The 19432-nt window shown below is 57.1% G+C and carries 22 protein-coding genes; 13 read left to right on the top strand and 9 right to left on the bottom strand.

The window, feature by feature from the left end:
• The first annotated feature begins 92 nt into the window (after window positions 1-92).
• Both ispB and ASF13_RS00355 read left to right on the top strand, forming a co-directional pair.
• Complete coding sequence (gene ispB, locus ASF13_RS00360; protein WP_056231167.1) at window positions 93-1067, top strand: octaprenyl diphosphate synthase; 975 nt, start codon at window positions 93-95, stop codon at window positions 1065-1067.
• A 306-nt stretch (window positions 1068-1373) separates the two neighbouring features.
• Window positions 1374-1640 carry a helix-turn-helix domain-containing protein gene (locus tag ASF13_RS00355; RefSeq protein ID WP_082502251.1) on the top strand — a complete coding sequence of 89 codons (267 nt, stop codon included), beginning with the start codon at window positions 1374-1376 and terminating at the stop codon, window positions 1638-1640.
• 52 nt (window positions 1641-1692) lie between these two features.
• On the opposite strand, the gene murA is transcribed toward ASF13_RS00355, so the two are convergent.
• The 7 genes from murA to mlaF form a co-directional block, all read right to left on the bottom strand.
• A complete protein-coding gene (gene murA, locus ASF13_RS00350) occupies window positions 1693-2955 on the bottom strand; it encodes a UDP-N-acetylglucosamine 1-carboxyvinyltransferase (RefSeq protein ID WP_056231164.1) in 1263 nt (420 codons plus the stop codon).
• A 73-nt stretch (window positions 2956-3028) separates the two neighbouring features.
• Window positions 3029-3283 (bottom strand): BolA family iron metabolism protein IbaG, encoded by a 255-nt coding sequence (ibaG, locus tag ASF13_RS00345; RefSeq protein WP_056231162.1) that lies wholly within the window; start codon window positions 3281-3283, stop codon window positions 3029-3031.
• Window positions 3284-3512: 229 nt separating this feature from the next.
• A complete protein-coding gene (gene mlaB / locus ASF13_RS00340; protein ID WP_056231159.1) occupies window positions 3513-3809 on the bottom strand; it encodes a lipid asymmetry maintenance protein MlaB in 297 nt (98 codons plus the stop codon).
• On the bottom strand, window positions 3809-4444 hold the full coding sequence (gene mlaC / locus ASF13_RS00335) for a phospholipid-binding protein MlaC (RefSeq protein ID WP_056231156.1): 636 nt from the start codon (window positions 4442-4444) through the stop codon (window positions 3809-3811). The genes mlaB and mlaC overlap by 1 nt, the downstream gene beginning before the upstream one ends.
• Window positions 4444-5004, bottom strand: a complete 561-nt coding sequence (gene mlaD / locus ASF13_RS00330) for an outer membrane lipid asymmetry maintenance protein MlaD (RefSeq protein ID WP_056231154.1) — start codon at window positions 5002-5004, stop codon at window positions 4444-4446. The genes mlaC and mlaD overlap by 1 nt, the downstream gene beginning before the upstream one ends.
• A gap of 4 nt (window positions 5005-5008) precedes the next feature.
• Complete coding sequence (mlaE, locus tag ASF13_RS00325) at window positions 5009-5791, bottom strand: lipid asymmetry maintenance ABC transporter permease subunit MlaE (protein ID WP_056231152.1); 783 nt, start codon at window positions 5789-5791, stop codon at window positions 5009-5011.
• A 7-nt stretch (window positions 5792-5798) separates the two neighbouring features.
• Window positions 5799-6611 carry a phospholipid ABC transporter ATP-binding protein MlaF gene (gene mlaF / locus ASF13_RS00320; protein WP_056231148.1) on the bottom strand — a complete coding sequence of 271 codons (813 nt, stop codon included), beginning with the start codon at window positions 6609-6611 and terminating at the stop codon, window positions 5799-5801.
• Window positions 6612-6839: 228 nt separating this feature from the next.
• On the opposite strand from mlaF, the gene ASF13_RS00315 reads away from it, so the two are divergent.
• The 11 genes from ASF13_RS00315 (at window position 6840) to npr (ending at window position 14865) form a co-directional block, all read left to right on the top strand.
• On the top strand, window positions 6840-7820 hold the full coding sequence (locus ASF13_RS00315; RefSeq protein WP_056231146.1) for a calcium/sodium antiporter: 981 nt from the start codon (window positions 6840-6842) through the stop codon (window positions 7818-7820).
• A gap of 14 nt (window positions 7821-7834) precedes the next feature.
• A complete protein-coding gene (kdsD, locus tag ASF13_RS00310) occupies window positions 7835-8821 on the top strand; it encodes an arabinose-5-phosphate isomerase KdsD (RefSeq protein ID WP_056231143.1) in 987 nt (328 codons plus the stop codon).
• Between the two features lie 16 nt (window positions 8822-8837).
• Window positions 8838-9404 (top strand): 3-deoxy-manno-octulosonate-8-phosphatase KdsC, encoded by a 567-nt coding sequence (gene kdsC / locus ASF13_RS00305; protein ID WP_056231140.1) that lies wholly within the window; start codon window positions 8838-8840, stop codon window positions 9402-9404.
• Complete coding sequence (gene lptC / locus ASF13_RS00300) at window positions 9401-9976, top strand: LPS export ABC transporter periplasmic protein LptC (RefSeq protein ID WP_056231137.1); 576 nt, start codon at window positions 9401-9403, stop codon at window positions 9974-9976. The genes kdsC and lptC overlap by 4 nt, the downstream gene beginning before the upstream one ends.
• Entirely contained in the window at window positions 9948-10496 is a 549-nt protein-coding gene (gene lptA, locus ASF13_RS00295) for a lipopolysaccharide ABC transporter substrate-binding protein LptA (protein ID WP_056231134.1), read from the top strand. The genes lptC and lptA overlap by 29 nt, the downstream gene beginning before the upstream one ends.
• 5 nt (window positions 10497-10501) lie before the next feature.
• Window positions 10502-11227, top strand: coding sequence for an LPS export ABC transporter ATP-binding protein (lptB, locus tag ASF13_RS00290; RefSeq protein ID WP_056231132.1), 726 nt, complete (start codon window positions 10502-10504; stop codon window positions 11225-11227).
• 48 nt (window positions 11228-11275) lie between these two features.
• Window positions 11276-12709 (top strand): RNA polymerase factor sigma-54, encoded by a 1434-nt coding sequence (rpoN, locus tag ASF13_RS00285; RefSeq protein WP_056232285.1) that lies wholly within the window; start codon window positions 11276-11278, stop codon window positions 12707-12709.
• 22 nt (window positions 12710-12731) lie between these two features.
• Entirely contained in the window at window positions 12732-13019 is a 288-nt protein-coding gene (gene hpf, locus ASF13_RS00280; RefSeq protein WP_056231129.1) for a ribosome hibernation promoting factor, read from the top strand.
• A gap of 166 nt (window positions 13020-13185) precedes the next feature.
• Window positions 13186-13674 (top strand): PTS IIA-like nitrogen regulatory protein PtsN, encoded by a 489-nt coding sequence (ptsN, locus tag ASF13_RS00275; RefSeq protein ID WP_056231126.1) that lies wholly within the window; start codon window positions 13186-13188, stop codon window positions 13672-13674.
• Between the two features lie 67 nt (window positions 13675-13741).
• On the top strand, window positions 13742-14596 hold the full coding sequence (gene rapZ / locus ASF13_RS00270; RefSeq protein ID WP_056231123.1) for an RNase adapter RapZ: 855 nt from the start codon (window positions 13742-13744) through the stop codon (window positions 14594-14596).
• The gene (gene npr, locus ASF13_RS00265; protein WP_056231120.1) at window positions 14593-14865 is read left to right on the top strand and encodes a PTS phosphocarrier protein NPr; all 273 of its coding nucleotides are present in this window, start codon (window positions 14593-14595) and stop codon (window positions 14863-14865) included. Before rapZ ends, npr begins: the two co-directional genes overlap by 4 nt.
• A gap of 71 nt (window positions 14866-14936) precedes the next feature.
• Here the strand turns inward: npr and mtgA are convergent, their stop codons facing one another.
• Window positions 14937-15632, bottom strand: a complete 696-nt coding sequence (gene mtgA / locus ASF13_RS00260) for a monofunctional biosynthetic peptidoglycan transglycosylase (RefSeq protein WP_369814350.1) — start codon at window positions 15630-15632, stop codon at window positions 14937-14939.
• A gap of 806 nt (window positions 15633-16438) precedes the next feature.
• The gene (gene arcB / locus ASF13_RS00255) at window positions 16439-18772 is read right to left on the bottom strand and encodes an aerobic respiration two-component sensor histidine kinase ArcB (RefSeq protein ID WP_056231114.1); all 2334 of its coding nucleotides are present in this window, start codon (window positions 18770-18772) and stop codon (window positions 16439-16441) included.
• Window positions 18773-19432 lie beyond the last annotated feature (660 nt).

Raw genomic sequence — 19432 nt, 5'->3', positions numbered from 1 at the left:
TTTCAAGTACAATCTGTCCACCATTTCACGCCACGGGCACGAGTTAAAGCGCCTTTCATGAGCGATCTGAGCGAGCGATAGCTGAAAGACTGATGAACTTAGAACAGATAAACGAACTCACCGCGCCGGATATGGCGGACGTCAATGCGACAATACTCGACCAGCTGAACTCGGACGTATCCCTCATTAATCAGCTGGGCTATTACATTATCAGCGGCGGTGGGAAACGTATCCGCCCAATGATCGCCGTTCTGGCCGCGCGCGCCATCAACGACTATGACGGTAAACAGCACATTACCGTGGCCGCGCTGATCGAATTTATTCATACCGCCACTCTGTTACACGACGACGTGGTCGACGAGTCGGATATGCGCCGGGGTAAAGCCACCGCCAACGCCGCCTTTGGCAATGCGGCCAGCGTGCTGGTAGGCGACTTTATCTATACGCGCGCCTTCCAGATGATGACCAGCCTCGGCTCGCTGCGGGTGCTGGCGCTGATGTCAGAAGCGGTGAACGTGATCGCCGAAGGGGAAGTGCTGCAGTTAATGAACTGCAACGACCCGGACATTACCGAAGAGAGCTATATGCGGGTGATTTACAGCAAAACCGCACGCCTGTTTGAAGCCGCCGCACAGTCTTCTGCCATCCTCGCCGGTGCGACGCCGGAACAGGAGCAGGCGCTGCAGGATTACGGCCGCTATATCGGTACCGCCTTCCAGCTGATCGACGATCTGCTGGATTACAGCGCCGATGGCAAAACCCTCGGTAAGAACGTCGGTGACGACCTGAGCGAAGGCAAACCAACCCTGCCGCTGCTGCATGCCATGCGCAACGGCACGCCTGAACAGGCCAGTATGATCCGCTCTGCTATTGAAGAAGGTAACGGACGTCACTTACTGGAACCCGTTCTGGAAGCGATGCGTCAGCACGGTTCACTGGAGTGGACCCGCCAGGCCGCCGAACAGGAAGCCGATAAGGCGATTACCGCCCTGCAGGTGCTGCCAGCAACGCCATGGCGCAGCGCGCTGGAAGCGCTGGCGCATATGTCAGTACAGCGTGATTTCTGATTGACCGATGGCGTGGCAAGCCGCGCCATTACTGACTTTAATAAGAATTCCCCTACCCTTTCCCCTGACTTCAGCCACGCATTACTGCAACATCCTCAATGGTTACCGGAGCTTTTGCGTTGCAATGCTCAAAACGTATTATTTTATCGAATAACGCTGGAACTTACTGGAATTAGTTTGCTATAAATCACCCGAAGCAGACGGTTATCCCCTGGTTCGGGGCGCATAGGATCGCGCATTTCCAGCGAAGCTGATGCCCTAAGCCGTGTGCTTCACACCTTAATTTCTGCTGTGCGCAAGGAGGACATGCACGTGAAACATTCGCAACAGGACTGGCATCCTGCCGATATTATTGCCGGATTACGTAAAAAGGGGACTACGCTGGCCGCCCAGTCACGTCAGGCCGGTCTGAGTTCGTCGACCCTGGCGAACGCGCTGTGCCGCCCGTGGCCGAAAGGCGAGTGGCTAATCGCCGATGCGTTAGCCGTTCACCCGGCGCAAATCTGGCCCAGCCGCTACTATGACCCGGAGACGCATCAGCTGATTGACCGTAAAAAGCTGATCCGCCGGTAAAAAAAAGGGCCGGTAATGCTTACCGACCCTGATTTTTATTACGCGTGAGCGCTTACTCTTCGCCTTTCACACGCTGGATGTTGGCACCCAACGCAATCAGCTTGTCTTCAATATGTTCGTAGCCACGATCGATATGATAGATACGATCGACGATGGTGGTCCCTTCGGCAATACAGCCGGCCAGCACCAGGCTCGCGGATGCACGCAGGTCGGTCGCCATCACCTGAGCACCGGACAGCGTTTCCACACCGTGACAAATCAGCGTATTGCTCTCGATTTCACCGTGTGCGCCCATGCGCACCAGTTCAGGCACGTGCATAAAGCGGTTTTCAAAGATGGTTTCGGTGATCACACCGGTGCCTTCAGCCACCAGGTTCAGCAGGCTGAACTGCGCCTGCATATCGGTCGGGAAGCCCGGGTGCGGCGCGGTACGCAGGTTAACGGCCTTTGGACGCTTGCCGTGCATGTCCAGACTGATCCAGTCTTCGCCCTGTTCGATCTGAGCACCGGCTTCACGCAGTTTCGCCAGCACCGCATCCAGCGTGTCGGGCTGAGCCGCACGACAAACCACTTTTCCGCCGGAGATCGCCGCCGCGACCAGGAAGGTGCCGGTTTCGATACGGTCAGGCAGTACGCGATAGACGCCGCCGCCCAGGCGCTCAACGCCCTCAATGGTGATGCGATCGCTGCCCGCGCCGCTGATTTTTGCGCCCAGCGTATTGAGGAAGTTGGCGGTATCGACGATTTCCGGCTCGCGTGCCGCATTCTCGATGATGGTGGTGCCGGTGGCCAGCGTCGCCGCGCTCATGATGGTCACGGTTGCGCCAACGCTGACCTTATCCATCACGATGTGCGCGCCTTTCAGGCGGCCATCAACCGATGCCTTAACGTAGCCTTCTTCCAGCCTGATCTCGGCACCCAGCTGTTCCAGGCCGGTAATGTGCAGGTCAACCGGACGCGCGCCGATGGCACAGCCGCCGGGCAGGGAAACCTGCCCCTGGCCGAAACGTGCCACCAGCGGGCCCAGCGCCCAGATCGAGGCACGCATGGTTTTGACCAGATCGTAAGGCGCGCAGTAAACGCTGACCTGACTGGCGTCCAGATGCACCGAGCCATTGCGCTCGGCCTTCACGCCCAGCTGGCCAAGCAGCTTGAGGGTGGTATCGATGTCCTTCAGTTTCGGGACATTCTGGATCTCTACCGGCTCTTCGGCCAGTAAAGCAGCGAACAGGATCGGCAGCGCGGCATTTTTAGCCCCGGAAATGGTGACTTCACCGCTCAGGCGGGTCGGACCCTGTACACGAAATTTATCCATTGCAACTGCTCTCTGTTGTCATACGAAAAAGACGAGAGCCTTGCCACATCGGGCAAGGCCGGTGCCGTTCAGCTTAGAAACCGTTCAGCTTACGGTCACGTGCCCACTCTTCAGGGGTGTAGGTCTTGATGGACACCGCATGCATGCGGTTATCCGCAATATAGGCCATCAGGGGAGCGTAGACCGTCTGTTGCTTTTTAACGCGGCTTAACTCAGCAAACAGCTCGCCCACGGCAATCACCTGAAAATGGCTACCATCACCGGTAACGTGGACTTCCTGCAGCGGCAGCGCGCTCATCAGGACGGACTGAATTTCACTATTTTCCATGATGCCTTCAAACTCACCAGATAATAAACAGGCACACATATTAGTGGAATCCGCCCGACTCTTAAACAAGCAATAAATGCCGCGCGCGGCGGAAAAACAGCAATACCGGTAGATTACGCCGTCGTCAGCGGGCGGAGAGGTAAAGTCGCGGGCAGTGAGAGGAGGAAAAAGGGCAACGAACTCAGCAGGTTCCGATGTGGCACGGCGGACGCAGCCGCCGTGCCGGGGATCAGACGTTCTCCACAATAATTTTCTGGAGATTGTAGAGCGTAATCAGTGAAGCCAGTTTATCGGTGATGCCGGTAAAGCGCGGCGCACGCCCCTGCTGGCGCGCGGTTTCGTGCAGGTGCACCAGCAGCGCAAGGCCGGGTGAATCCACACGATCCAGCCCGGAAACGTCGATTGACTCAGCCTGCTGCATCAGCGTGGCACGCTGCTGCCACAGCGGCAGCAGCGTATCGCGATCTAACTCACCGGCAAGGCGTAACACCCCCGCCTCGACCTGCCAGCGTAATGAAGCAGCCATTACTTTTTCTGTTCCAGAGTGATCGGCTCGCTGGCGTAGGATTTCAGGCGCTGGGTCAGGCCGTCAACGCCCTGGGTACGCAGAATATCGCTCCACTCATTCTGCTTGGTGGTGATCATGCTCACCCCTTCAGCAATCATGTCAAACGCCTGCCAGTCGCCCGTGCGGCTGTTCTTACGCCACTGGAAATCAAGGCGCACCGGTGGGCGACCGTTCGGATCGATAATGGTCACGCGGATGGCGATAATGGTGGAATCACCCAGCGGCTGCTCCGGAGCAATCTGATAGGTCTGGCCGTTGTACATCGCCAGCGCCTGTCCATAGGCCTGGGTCAGGTAGTCACTAAAGGCGGCGAAGTAGGCTTCACGCTGCGCCGGGGTAGCTTCTTTGTAGTAGCGGCCCAGCACTAAAGCACCGGCATATTTGACCTGCACGTAAGGCAGCAGCTCCTGGCGGACCACCTGGCGCAGGTAGTTGGGATCCTTCCTGATCTTCGGCTGCTCGTTCTTCAGCCGGGTGAAGGTTTTTTCCGCCGCTTCGTTCATCAGCTTGTACGGGTTGGTCTGGTCGACGGCGGCATTCGCGGCCACCGGTGCAACGATCAGCATCGCGACCATCAGTAAACGTTTAAACATCACTTGCCCTCTTCTGGTGTAGTTGCCGCCGCCGGAGCAGCCGGTGCTGCCGCACCTGGCTCATCTGACGACGTTGTCTTCTTGTCTTCGCCGTTGCCGCTCTTGTAGAGGAACTGGCCAATCAGGTCTTCCAGTACCATCGCAGACTTGGTGTCCTGCAGGGTACTGCCGTCTTTGAGTATAGACGTCCCCATTTCCGGATCGTCAAAACCGACGTTCAGCGCAAGATACTGCTCGCCCAGCAGGCCGGAGGTGCGCACCGCAAGCGAGCTGGTATCCGGAATATTATTATATTTTTCATTAATATCCATCGTGACCCGCGGCGAATAGGTTTTTGGATCGAGGGTGATATCGCTCACCCGGCCGACCGCCACCCCGCCGATGCGCACCGGCGATCCGTTTTTCAGGCCGCCGATGTTGTCGAAGGTCGCGTACAGCCTCCAGGTCGGCTCGTTGCCGAGCGATCGCAGATCGGCCACCCGCAGACAGAGGAAGATCGCCGCCACCAGCGCCAGCAGTAAGAAGGCGCCTACCCAAATTTCGCTTTTTTTCGTTTGCATTGAATCAGTTCCCAAACATCAGTGCCGTAAGCACAAAATCCAGACCGAGCACTGCCAGCGAGGCATGTACCACGGTACGCGTGGTCGCCCGACTAATCCCTTCGGAGGTCGGAATGGCGTCATAACCGTTGAACAGCGCAATCCAGGTGACGGTAATGGCAAACACGGCACTTTTAATTACGCAGTTGAGAATATCCTGCCGCAGATCGACCGCGCTCTGCATCGCCGACCAGAAGAAGCCCGCATCGATACCTTTCCAGCTCACCCCCACCAGCGCACCGCCGAGAATGCCCACCGCCACGAAGATCAGCGACAGCAGCGGCATACTGATAAACCCGGCCCAGAAGCGCGGTGAGATAATGCGCCGCAGCGGGTCAACCGCCATCATTTCCATACTGGAAAGCTGTTCAGTGGCCTTCATCAGGCCGATCTCGGCGGTCAGCGCCGAGCCTGCCCGGCCGGCAAACAGCAGTGCGGTGACCACCGGCCCCAGCTCGCGCAGCAGCGACAGCGCCACCATCATGCCAAGGCTGGTCTCTGCACTGTAGGTTTTCAGGATCAGGTAGCCCTGCAGCCCCAGCACCATGCCGATAAACAGCCCGGACACCACGATGATCAACAGCGACAGAACACCGACGCTGTACAGCTGTTTGATCAGCAGCGGAGCATGTCGGCGAAAACGAGGAATACCCACCAGGGCATGAAACAACATCAATCCGGCGCGCCCGAAGGAGGAACAGGTTGCAATCCCCCGTCGCCCCAGTGACGCCAGCGCTCGTAACAACATCAGTTAGTTAACTCCCTGAGCCGACTAAATCGTGAAGGTAATCCCCGGCGGGGAAGCGGAACGGCACCGGGCCGTCAGCGTTACCGTCGATAAACTGCCGTACCCGCGCATCCTGATTCGCCTGCAGCTCGGCCGCCGCCCCGTGGGCGATCACCTGCTGGTCAGCAATGATATACGCATAGTCCGCAATACTCAGCACCTCAGGCACGTCGTGTGAAACCACGATACAGGTGACGCCCAGCGAGTGATTGAGTTCATCGATCAGCTTCACCAGCACCCCCATGGTGATCGGGTCCTGGCCGACGAAAGGCTCATCAAACATGATCAGCTCCGGCTCCAGCGCAATCGCGCGCGCCAGCGCGGCCCGCCGGGCCATGCCGCCGGAGAGCTCAGATGGCATCAGCTTTGCCGCACCGCGCAGCCCCACCGCTTCCAGCTTCATCATCACCGTGCTGTGCAGCAGAGCCGGCGGCAGCGAAGTGTGCTCACGCAGCGGCCACGCCACGTTGTCGAACACGTTCAGGTCGGTGAACAGCGCACCGGACTGAAACAGCATGCTCATCTTTTTGCGGGCGGCGTACAGACGGGAACGGGATAGCGTGGGAATATTATCGCCGTTGAACCAGATTTCACCGTTGTCCGGTGCAATCTGGCCGCCGATCAGGCGCAGCAGCGTGGTTTTACCAATCCCGGAGGGGCCCATGATCGCGGTGACTTTGCCTTTCGGCACCGTAAGCGAGATGTTATCGAAAATCGGCCGGCTGCCGCGGGTAAAACTGACGCCCCGCACCTCCACCAGATTTGTCGCCGTCTGGCCCATAGTTACCTCAATCCTTGTTATTCAGACGATAAATTTATTCCCGATAGTAACGTATTACCTCCGGGACGGGACACTTTTACAGAAACTTACCGCAATCACTTAGCGAAAGCAGGCATACGTTTTACTTTTCGGCCTGAGACCGTCAAAATCACTGCCACAAAAATTTCATACCATCCAGCGTCACTGCAGACGGCAACCGACGATTATACCCGATTTAAAGGACTCTTCATGCTCGTAGCTACAGCACTATTGATTATCGGTTTAGTCTTACTGGTTTATGGAGCCGATCGTCTGGTGTTTAGTGCAGCGATCCTGTGCCGCGCGCTGGGAATGCCGCCGCTGATCATCGGCATGACGGTGGTCGGCATGGGCACCTCACTGCCCGAGCTGATCGTCGCGTTTTCCGCCGCCAGCCACGGTCAGATGGATATCGCCATCGGCACTGCGCTGGGATCGAACATCACCAATATTCTGTTGATCCTCGGCGGCGCGGCGCTGCTGCATCCGCTGACCCTGCAATCCAACCTGCTCCGCCGCGAGCTGCCGCTGATGCTGCTGGTTACCCTGGTGTGCGGCGTGATGCTGTTTGACCATCAGCTTAGCCGCAATGACGGCCTGGCGCTGGTGGCCATCGCCGCACTGTGGCTGACCTTTACCATTAAAATTGCCCGCCGCGCCGAACGGGATAACAGTGACTCCCTGACGCGTGAACAGGTGGCGGAGCTGCCACGGGACGACGTTGGCAACACCGTGGCCTTTCTGTGGCTGGCGGTGGCGCTGATTCTGTTGCCGGTCTCCACCCGCATGGTGATTGATAATGCCACGGTGATTGCGGACTATTTTGGCGTTAGCGAGCTGGTGATTGGTCTGACCCTGATTTCCGTCGGCACCAGCCTGCCGGAACTGGCCACGCTGGTAGCCGGCGCGCTGAAAGGTGAAGATGACATTGCCATAGGCAACCTGATCGGGTCTAACATTTATAATCTGGTGATTGTGCTGGGCATTCCGGCACTGCTGTACCCGGGTGGGTTCGACGCCAACGCTTTTGCCCGTGACTACTGGGTTATGCTGGCGGTCAGCGCCCTGTTTGCACTGCTGTGCCTGCTGCGCGGCCGGCGCATTGGCCGGCTGGCCGGCGGCCTGCTGCTGTGTGGCTTTATCCTCTGGGTCGGGGTGCTCTACACCTCACCTTCAGTGACACTCTGGTAAAAGGACTGAGAACGATGGCGCATATCACCCTGAATCCCGACTTTGATTTTCAGCAGGCCGGTAAGGACGTTTTGCGGATCGAACGTGAAGGGCTGGAACAGCTTGATCAGTATATTAATGAAGACTTTACCCGTGCCTGCGAGCTGATCGCCGCCTGCCTCGGTAAAGTGGTGGTGATGGGGATGGGCAAATCCGGCCACATCGGCAAGAAGATGGCAGCCACCTTCGCCAGCACCGGTACGCCGGCCTTTTTCGTCCATCCCGGCGAGGCCAGCCACGGCGATCTCGGCATGGTCAGCCCGAATGATGTGGTGATTGCGATCTCAAATTCCGGTGAATCGTCTGAAATTCTGGCGCTGATCCCGGTACTGAAACGCCTGCGGGTGCGGCTGATCTGCATGACCAGCCGCCCCGAGAGCGCAATGGGCCGCGCTGCAGAGATTCATCTGTGTGTTAAAGTGCCTCAGGAAGCCTGCCCGCTGGGCCTGGCCCCGACAACCAGCACCACCGCGACGCTGGTGATGGGCGATGCGCTGGCCGTGGCGCTGCTGAAAGCCCGCGGCTTTACCGCAGAGGATTTCGCGCTGTCGCACCCCGGCGGCGCGCTGGGGCGCAAGCTGCTGTTACGCGTTGATGATATTATGCACAGCGGCAGCGAGATGCCGCACGTCAGTCGCGATGCCTCGCTGCGCGATGCGTTGCTGGAGATCACGCGTAAAAACATGGGTATGACGGTCATCTGCAACGACCTGATGAAAATCGAAGGCATCTTTACCGACGGTGACCTGCGCCGGGTGTTCGATATGGGCATTGATATTCAGCAGGCCAGCATCGCCAGCGTGATGACGCCGGGCGGCATCCGCGTGCGGGCGAACACCCTGGCGGTGGACGCGCTTAACCTGATGCAAAACAGAAACATTACCTCGGTGCTGGTCGCGGATGGCGATCTGCTGCTGGGCGTGGTCCATATGCATGACATGCTGCGCGCCGGCGTGGTCTAACAAGGAATTTTTGAACATGAGCAATCCGGCAGCAACCGTTGAGACCTGTTACGGCCCGGTCAGCCAGTCAGTGATGGCACGGGCCGCGGAAATTAAGTTATTGATTTGCGACGTAGATGGCGTAATGTCCGACGGCATCATTTACCAGGGCAACCAGGGTGAAGAGCTGAAGGCGTTTAACGTGCGTGACGGTTACGGTATCCGCTGCCTGCTGACCTCTGAGGTCGAGGTAGCGATCATCACCGGCCGCAAGGCAAAACTGCTGGAAGATCGCTGTGCGACTCTGGGGATTACTCATCTTTACCAGGGGCAATCTGATAAGCTGGTGGCCTTCCACGAACTTCTGGATACACTAGCCCTAACGGCAGACCAGGTGGCTTACATTGGTGATGACCTGATTGACTGGCCGGTCATGGCCCGGGTGGGCCTGAGCGTCACCGTCGCCGATGCGCATCCGGTGCTGCTGCCGCGTGCCGACTATGTCACCCGGATTGCGGGTGGGCGCGGTGCCGTGAGGGAAATCTGCGATCTGATCTTAATCGCGCAGGGTAAGTTTGATGAGGCCAAAGGGCAGTCGGTATGAGTAAAACAAGACGCTGGATTACGCTATTTCTGGCCCTGGTGGCAATCGTGCTGATCGGCTGGAATCTGACCGATTCTGACGATGCCGATCGCAACGCCACGGCGGATAACGGTGAACCGACCTATCTGAGCGATAATTCCCATACGGTGGTGTATAACCCCGAGGGCAGCCTGAGTTACCGGCTCGACTCAGAAAAAGTCACCTATTTTGCGGCAGAATCCGTCAGCTGGTTCGATAAGCCGGTGATGACTACCTATGACGAAAACAAAGTGGCGACCTGGTCGGTACGGGCTGACAAAGCCAAACTGACCAAAGATCGCCTGCTGTATCTGTATGGTAACGTCGAAGTGAACAGCCTGACGCCGGAGGCGCAGCTTAAGCGCATCACCACCGATAATGCGCTGGTGAATCTGGTCACCCAGGATATCACCTCGGACGATCGGGTAACGCTTTATGGCAGCAACTTTAACTCTACCGGTATGAAGATGCGTGGAAACTTACGGAAGAAAACCGCCGAGCTGATTGAAAAGGTCAAAACCTCTTATGAAATTCAAAATGCAAAACAACCTTAAGTTACTGACAGCCGCGCTGCTGCTGGCGGCCAGCGTGCCGGCCCTGGCGCTGACGGGCGACTCCGACAAGCCGGTTAACGTCGATTCTGAAAACCAGGCCCTTGATATGCAGGGGAACGTCGCCACCTTTACCGGTAAGGTGATCGTCACCCAGGGTTCGATCAAAATCACCGCCGATAAAGTGGTGGTGACCCGTCCCGGCGGCGACAGCAATAAGACCATCGTGGATGCTTACGGCAGCCCGGCGACCTTCTACCAGATGCAGGACAACGGCAAGCCGGTCAAAGGCCACGCGCAGAAGATGCACTATGAGCTGGCGAAGGACTTCGTTGAGCTGACGGGTAACGCTTACCTTGAGCAGCTGGACAGCAACGTGAAAGGCGATCGCATCACCTATCTGGTGAAAGAGCAGAAAATGCAGGCCTATGGCAACACCGGCAAACGGGTCACCACCGTGCTGGTACCGTCGCAGCTGCAGGACAAAGGCACGCCGTCTAACGGTCAGAAAAAGAGTAACTAATAACTATGGCAACCTTAATAGCGGAAAACCTGGCGAAGGCCTATAAAGGCCGTCGCGTGGTTGAGGATGTGAGCCTGCGGGTGAAATCCGGTGAAATTGTTGGCCTGCTGGGTCCCAACGGCGCGGGCAAGACCACCACCTTTTACATGGTTGTCGGCATCGTACCGCGCGATGCCGGGCGCATCGTCATTGATGATGAAGACATCAGTATTCTGCCGCTGCACGCCCGCGCCCGTCGCGGCATCGGCTACCTGCCACAGGAAGCGTCGATCTTCCGCCGCCTGAGCGTGTATGACAATCTGATGGCGGTACTGCAGATCCGTGACGATCTGAGCAGCGAGCAGCGCTCGGATCGCGCCAACGAGCTGATGGCGGAATTCCATATTGAACACCTGCGCGACAGCCTTGGCCAGGCGCTCTCCGGTGGCGAACGCCGCCGCGTGGAGATTGCCCGCGCGCTGGCCGCCAATCCGAAGTTTATTCTGCTGGATGAGCCCTTTGCCGGCGTCGATCCGATTTCGGTGATCGACATTAAAAAGATCATCGAACATCTGCGCGACAGCGGTCTTGGCGTGCTGATTACCGATCACAACGTGCGTGAAACGCTGTCGGTGTGTGAACGGGCCTATATCGTCAGCCAGGGGCATCTGATCGCCCACGGAACCCCCGCCGAAATCCTCGCTGATGAACAAGTTAAGCGTGTCTACTTAGGCGAAGAGTTCAGACTCTGATAAGGTGTTCATCCGGGGTAAGTTTTTAATGGAATTGTGGTCCTGATTATGAAGCAAGGTTTACAACTCAGGCTGAGCCAACAGCTTGCCATGACGCCACAACTGCAGCAGGCTATCCGCCTGTTGCAGCTCTCTACGCTTGAACTTCAGCAGGAAATTCAGCTGGCGCTGGAAAGTAATCCTTTGCTTGAACAGACCGATATCCATGAAGAGGTGGACTCCCGCGAATATCAGGAAACCGATTCGCTGGATACCCGTGAAGCGCTCGAACAGAAAGATATGCCGGAAGAGCTGCCGCTGGACGCCACCTGGGATGAGATTTACACCGCCGGCACCCCGTCCGGCACCGGCACCGATTATCACGACGATGAGCTGCCGGTTTATCAGGGCGAAACCACCCAGTCTCTGCAGGATTATCTGATGTGGCAGGTGGGGCTGACCCCGTTTACCGACACAGATCGGGCGATCGCCACCTCGATTGTCGATGCGGTGGATGACACCGGCTATCTGACCGTGGCGCTGGAAGATATTCTGGAGAGCATCGGCAACGACGAGCTGAGTCTGGACGAAGTGGAAGCGGTGCTGAAACGTGTGCAGCGCTTCGATCCGATCGGCGTCTGCGCGCGGGATTTACGTGACTGTCTGCTGGTGCAGCTGTCGCAGTTTGCCGCCGATCTGCCGCTGCTGAAAGAGGCGCGGCTGATCGTCAGTGAACACCTGGATCTGCTGGCTAACCACGATTTCCGCTCGCTGATGCGCGTCACCCGCCTGAAGGAAGAGGTGCTGAAAGAGGCGATGCAGCTGATTCAGTCGCTCGATCCGCGCCCCGGACAGTCGATCAATACCCAGGAGCCGGAGTACGTAATCCCTGACGTGCTGGTGCGCCAGGTGAGCAACCGCTGGACGGTCGAGCTGAATGGAGACAGCATCCCGCGCCTGAAGATCAACCAGCAGTATGCCGCGCTGGGAACCGCCTCGCGCAACGACAGCGATTCCCAGTATATCCGCAGCAACCTGCAGGAAGCGAAGTGGCTGATTAAAAGTCTGGAGAGCCGCAATGACACCCTGCTGAAGGTGACCCGCTGCATCGTCGATCAACAGCAGGCGTTCTTTGAACAGGGCGAAGAGTTTATGCGTCCGATGGTGCTGGCCGATATCGCCAGCGCCGTTGAGATGCACGAATCAACGATCTCACGCGTCACCACGCAGAAATATCTGCACAGCCCGCGTGGCATCTTTGAGCTGAAGTACTTCTTCTCCAGCCATGTGAATACCGAAGGCGGTGGAGAAGCCTCATCCACCGCCATCCGTGCGCTGGTTAAGAAGTTGATTGCGGCGGAAAACCCCGCCAAACCGCTCAGCGACAGCAAGCTGACCACCCTGCTCTCCGATCAGGGAATTATGGTCGCGCGCCGTACTGTGGCAAAATACCGAGAGTCTTTATCCATCCCACCCTCAAATCAGCGCAAACAGCTGGTGTGAATGAACTGAGAAGGAAGACCACATGCAACTGAATATCACTGGACAGAACGTTGAGATAACCGAACCACTGCGCGAATTTGTGACCACAAAATTCGCCAAGTTAGAGCAGTATTTTGATCGCATTAACCAGGTCTATATTGTTTTGAAAGTGGAAAAGGTGACGCAGATTGCGGATGCGACGTTGCATGTAAATGGTGGGGAGATCCACGCGACCTCGGAAGAAAAAGATATGTACGCGGCGATTGACGGTTTGATTGACAAGCTGACACGCCAGATCAATAAACATAAAGACAAACTGAAACAACACTAAATTTCACCATGCATTGATGTTTTCAGCCGCCATCGGGCGCCTGAAACCGTTTTCGGCTCGTTTTCCCGTCAGGGGACGAGCCGTTAATCAATCCGGCAGCTTAACGCCTGGCCAGAGCAGCGGCCCGCGCTAACCGCCCTGCGGCAGTGAATACGTAAGTGAAACTATGACAAATAACGATCTGAAACTGGAACTGGGCGCCGTGCTGACCCTCTCCTGCACCCGTAACAACGTACACTGCCAGAGTAAAAAGCGGGCGCTGGAAATCATCAGTGAGCTGGCAGCAAAGCAGCTGAACCTTCCGCACCAGACGATCTTTGAATCGATTCTGACGCGCGAAAAAATGGGCAGTACCGGTATCGGCAACGGCATCGCCATCCCGCACGGTAAGCTGGAAGAAGATACGCTGCGCGCGGTGGGCGTCTTTATCCGCCTGGAGCAGCCGATCGCCTTTGATGCGATCGATAACCAGCCGGTCGATCTGTTATTCGCCCTGCTGGTGCCTGCCGATCAGTGTAAAACGCATCTTCACACGCTGTCGCTGGTAGCGAAGCGGCTGGCCGATAAGAGCGTTTGTCGCCGGCTGCGTGCGGCGCAGAGTGATGAAGAGCTGTATGAGATTATGACGGAAGACCACGATCGTCCATCATCGTGAGTGATGGCAGCGCGGTAACTGACGCCGCGTCGGTCCGTGGAATGAGATTAATTTGGGGGAAGAGTTAATGGTGCTGATGATCGTCAGCGGTCGTTCAGGTTCCGGGAAGTCCGTCGCGCTGCGGGCGCTGGAGGATATGGGCTTTTACTGCGTGGATAACCTGCCCGTGGTGTTGCTTCCCGATCTGGCCAATTCGCTGTCGTCGCGCAATATCTCAGCGGCGGTGAGTATCGACGTGCGTAATATGCCGGAGTCACCGGAGATTTTTGAAACCGCACTCAACAGCCTGCCCGACTGTTTCTCCCCACAGCTGCTGTTCCTGGATGCGGACCGCAACACGTTGATCCGGCGCTACAGCGATACCCGCCGCCTGCATCCGCTTTCCAGTAAGAACCTGTCGCTGGAAAGCGCTATCGACGAAGAGAGCGACCTGCTGGAGCCGCTGCGCTCCCGCGCTGACCTGATCATCGACACCTCCGAAATGTCGGTGCACGAGCTGGCAGAGATGTTGCGCACGCGGCTGCTGGGCAAGCGCGAACGTGAACTGACCATGGTGTTTGAATCCTTTGGCTTTAAGCACGGTATTCCGATCGATGCGGACTACGTGTTTGACGTGCGTTTTCTGCCCAACCCGCACTGGGATCCGAAACTGCGCCCGATGACCGGGCTCGATCGTCCGGTGGCGGCATTCCTTGACCGTCATACGGAAGTGCATAACTTCATCTATCAGACCCGCAGCTATCTGGAACTGTGGCTGCCAATGCTGGAAACCAACAACCGCAGCTATCTGACGGTGGCGATTGGCTGTACCGGCGGCAAGCACCGTTCAGTCTACGTTGCCGAGCAGCTGGCCGATTACTTCCGTTCGCGCGGTAAAAACGTGCAGTCCCGCCACCGTACGCTGGAAAAACGTAAATCATGACCGTAAAGCAGACCGTTGAAATTAAGAACAAGCTGGGGATGCACGCCCGTCCGGCAATGAAGCTGTTTGAGCTGGTACAGAGTTTCGACGCCGAGGTGCTGCTGCGTAATGAGAGTGGTACGGAAGCGGAAGCCAGCAGCGTGATCGCGTTGCTGATGCTCGACTCGGCCAAAGGCGGCCATATCGAGGTGGAGGCCAGCGGCCCGCAGGAGCAGGCGGCGCTGGCGGCGGTGATCGAACTGTTTAACGCCGGCTTCGACGAAGAGTAACCGGCCGGGCAGCACGCTGCCCGCTGCGATGACGCCGCCGTTCAGTAGCGTCATCGGGAGATCAGCTGCGTTCAGTGTAGCCTGTGCTGGCGCAGGAACCCCTCGCCGCCCAGCTGACGCATCTGGCGCTGGATCCACTGCTGGCGCTGGCGTACGTAGCCTGAGGGCGCCGCGGCACTGAAGCGCAGCGGGCTCGGCAACACGGCCGCCAGCAGCGCCGCTTCCGCCGGCGTCAGGCGGCTGGCGGGCTTACGGAAGTAGCGCTGGGCCGCCTCCTCTACGCCAAACACCCCCGGGCCAAACTCGGCCACGTTGAGATAGACGGTTAAAATACGCCGCTTACTCCAGACGGTCTCAATGCCCACGGTCAGTCCGGCTTCCAGCCCTTTACGCAGCCAGCTGCGCCCGTCCCACAAAAAAACGTTTTTCGCCGTCTGCTGTGACAGCGTTGAGGCACCGCGCATGCGTTTTCCTTCGCTGTCGAGCACCGACTGAATCGCATCGACATCGAAGCCCCAGTGTTCGGGAAACTTCTGATCCTCCGACGCCACTACCGCCAGCGCCATCCACGGCGAAATCTGATCCATACTGACCCAGTCAGAGTGCGCTACGTAGCCCCAGTTACCGCCGAACCAGGCCCCGAGCTGCCGCTCGACCATCACCGCAGAGAACGGCACCGGCAGAAAAGCAAAGGCGACAATGCCTGTCAGCCATACGCCGGGAATAATCAGCAACAGGCGCAACAGGTACGCCTTACAACGCGCCATCAGGCGGCCATTACCACGCTTCATTTACCAGACTCCACCCAGGTCTCTCCCTGTTATTTCAATTCGGCCAGCCACCATTATGACACAGGCAGCCGTTGAGGGATTTCTCACCCTGGCCGCCGTCCGACAGACACGGTTTAACGCCGGCCCTCACCGCACGCCGCCGGCAAGTTGACATGCGCACAAATGATTTATGCTGCTTATAAATTTCGTAAGAACTCTTACGGCATATTGCTGTTTGCCAGCGAAAAACAGCGCCGGACGACCAAAAAACAGTGGCTTTCCTCCGGGGTGGCTGGTTAATTATTCTGCTGAATTGGGTCAGCATGCTTCGATAACATCATTACGCGCTGCACATTTTTGCTAGCAGAAACCAAAACGTTTCGGAAATCAGGGCGCCGTAATTAAAAAAAGACTAAAAACAGAGCCTTAATACCCGGTGTGCCGGATTAATCACCAGACAACACTTTCCATCCGGTGCAGGCAAAATTGTCGACTATTTACGTCAGAGTGCTGGCAATTTGAAAGATGACAATCGTTCAAAATACAAACAAAAAAACCGCTAATTGCATTACGAACTTGACTGAACGGATGAATTAATGTTTCCTGTTCAATATCGCTGCTCAACATCACACATTTTAATGAATCTGGTAACATGTGATGATAGATTTGCTAAGGTAGTAGCGTTGATTTACCCAATACCTGAACCTGTGCTGAACACTCTTATTACACTAGCGCAGATGACCCTTTTCCCTGGTGTTGGCGCAGTATTCGCGCACCCCGGCCTCGGCCGGGGTCATTTTTTTCTAGCCCCGTTCATTCACCCATTCACGCAGTACCGCGACATCATTGCGCCATTCGTGTCTGAGTTCGTCGATCCACTCCTGCACGTTGTCCCACCAGGCGGGAAGTTCCGGGCTCTGGATCTGCTTCGCCACCTGTTGTAAGTGCACCAGACCGACAGAGCCGGCGGCACCCTTAATTTTGTGCCCCTCTTCCGCAATGCCTTTCTGGTCACGCGCCATCATGTTCGACTCCAGCACCTCCAGATAACCCGGCATCATCTGTTCGAACATCTCCATGCTCTGATGAATCAGCTTTGGCCCGACCAGCTCGATATACTGCTCGAGCATGGTGATATCGAGTAAGGCCAGTTTTTTCTCATCCATAATCCTCTCCTCTGCCGGCAGTTCACCCTCCGGCTGATAATCCCAGTATTTTTTGATAGTGGCGGTCAGCGCAGGCACCGCCAGCGGCTTGCTCAGCACGTCATCCATGCCGGCATCCAGATACTCACGTTTGTCCTTCAGCACGTTCGCCGTCAGGGCCACCAGCGGCGGCAGCGGCTGCCCTGCATAGCGTTGATGGATCGCCCGCGCCACGTCCAGCCCGGTCATGTCCGGCAGCTGGATATCCAGCAGCACCAGATCGAACTCATCCGGGTCGAACATATCCAGCGCCGCCTGGCCGGTCATCGCCACCTCAACGCTGTTGCCCAGCTTCTCCAGCACCGAGCGGGCCACCACCACGTTCAGTTCAATATCCTCTACCAGCAGCACGTGCAGCGCGGGTAACGGCAGATCGTCTGCCGGCTGCTCGTCCTCGACCTCTTCCACCACCCTGGGGGCGTTGAGCATCAGGGTGAAGCAGGAGCCTTTACCCGGCGCGCTGCGCACCGTAATGTCGCCACCCATGTTCTGCGCCAGCCGCCGGGAAACGGCCAGCCCGATACCGGTACCGGTCGCCGGTTTACCGCCGCGCTGGTCTTTCACCTGATAATACATGGCAAAAATTTTGTCCTGCTCGTCCTGTGGGATGCCCATCCCGGAGTCTTCCACCTCAAAGCACAGAATGTCGCCCTCGCGGTAGCCCACCCGCACCACGATCTCGCCCTCGCGGGTAAACTTCACCGCGTTGCCGATCAGGTTCCACAGGATCTGCCGCAACCGCGTGCCGTCGGCGATGATTTTGTGCGGCAGCGGCTGCCGCGGCGACAGGATGAACCTGAGCCCTTTTGGCTCCGCCAGCAGTCCTGAGAGGTTTTCCAGGTCGGCAAGAAAACCGGTGAAATCGATCGGCTGGTTATCCAGCTGCACCTTGCGCCGTTCAATTTTGTCCATCTCAATCACGTCGTTAAAGATATTGCCGAGGGTGATTGCCGAGACATGAATGGTTTTCAGGTACTTCAGCTGCTCCTGATTCAGTTCGGTGTCCAGCAGAATGCGGCTTAAACCGACGATGCCGTTCAGCGGCGTACGCAGCTCGTGGCTGATGGTTGAGATAAAGGTGGTCTTCTCACGGCTGGCGTTCTCTAACGCGTCCTGGTAGCGCTTACGCTCGGTAATATCGCGCCCGAAGCCCATCAGGCCGCTGCGCTTGCCAACCCGATCGTAATAAGGGACTTTGCGGATCTCAAAACAGGTCTTGCGGCCGTCCGGATACTGTAGCCACTGCTCATAGGTCAGCGACACATTATGGCGGAACACCTTCTCATCGGTTTCCAGCACCTTGGTTGCGGCATCATTGTCATACACGTCGTTCGGGGTCAGGCCGATCAGCTGCTTTTCACTTTTGCCGGTCAGCAGCTCCATGGCACGGTTACAGCCGGAAAACTGCTGGTCGCTGTTGCGGTAAAATACCAGATCCGGTGAGGCATCGAGGAACGAGCGTAAGAAGGAGGACTGCTGTTCCAGCTCGATCTGCGCCTGCTCGCGCCGCGCCATCTCCTCTTTTAAGCGGGTCATCACCTGCAGACGCGCCTCTTCCGCCTTAATACGGTCGGCGATCTCCTGGTTGAGCTGGGTGATGTTCTCCTTCATCTGCTGGTTCAGCTCCAGATCGCGGTGGCGCATCTCTTCCAGCTTATCCACCAGCCGGGCCAGCCGCTGGCGGGACTCTTCCAGTTGCTCCACCACCACCGACAGGAAATAGACCGCCCACGGGGTGATCAGCAGGCCGAAAAACACCGAACGCACCATGTCGATGCTTTCCACATGGCCGCGCAATACCATGGTCACCGCCATCTGCACGATCATCGCCAGCACCACCAGCGCCGATGCCAGCAGCAGCGAGAAGCGCACCAGCCCCAGTTTGACCATCAAATCCACGTAGTACTGCGCTAATAACCGTATCTGTTTCATAGAGATTCTCTTATGCTCCGATACGGTAATCATACCGGAAATGGCTAAAACACCAACGCGGGATCCGATCCGTCGTTGCACAATAACGGTGCAGCACCACTGACGCCTGAACCGGGAGATAGCGGTATTTTCGACGCCGCGCCGCTTTCACCCCGCCGCAGGCGGCAAACCAGCGCGGTGCCGCGCTGTCCGTAGGTTATCAGGCCAGAGCCGCGTGCGGCCGTGCGGCAGGGAAAATCAAGCCGGTTGCATATTGACTGAATTTAATGACTGCATAACTTTCTGGGCGACACGCAGACCCGCACCAGCCGCTACAGCCCGTATTCATCAGTATGTTGCGTCCTTTCCTACGTTCTCCTCCATTTAACTAAAACGAATAACAAATCACACCATGTGAGAATTTATGCACCATTATGGTGATTAATTTTGCTTATAACCCCCCCTGTTTAATTCAAATCTGCCGCCGGGTTAAAAACAGTGCGTTTATGTGTTTACAGACCCCACGACGGCATATTCTGCTGCAAAAAAACCCAACGCCAGCATGGTGCAGAGATTTGCTCGCTGCCCTATAGTGAGTCAGCTCACACTTCCGCCCCTGCTAAATATACGCCTATAGCAGCAAAAAGTGACAATTTAACTATAAATATCATACATGTAGCA

This window comes from Erwinia sp. Leaf53, from assembly GCF_001422605.1.
Classification (GTDB): domain Bacteria; phylum Pseudomonadota; class Gammaproteobacteria; order Enterobacterales; family Enterobacteriaceae; genus Erwinia.
The sequence above is the reverse complement of the archived record's forward strand: the minus strand, read 5'-3'. Positions and strand labels throughout refer to the sequence as shown.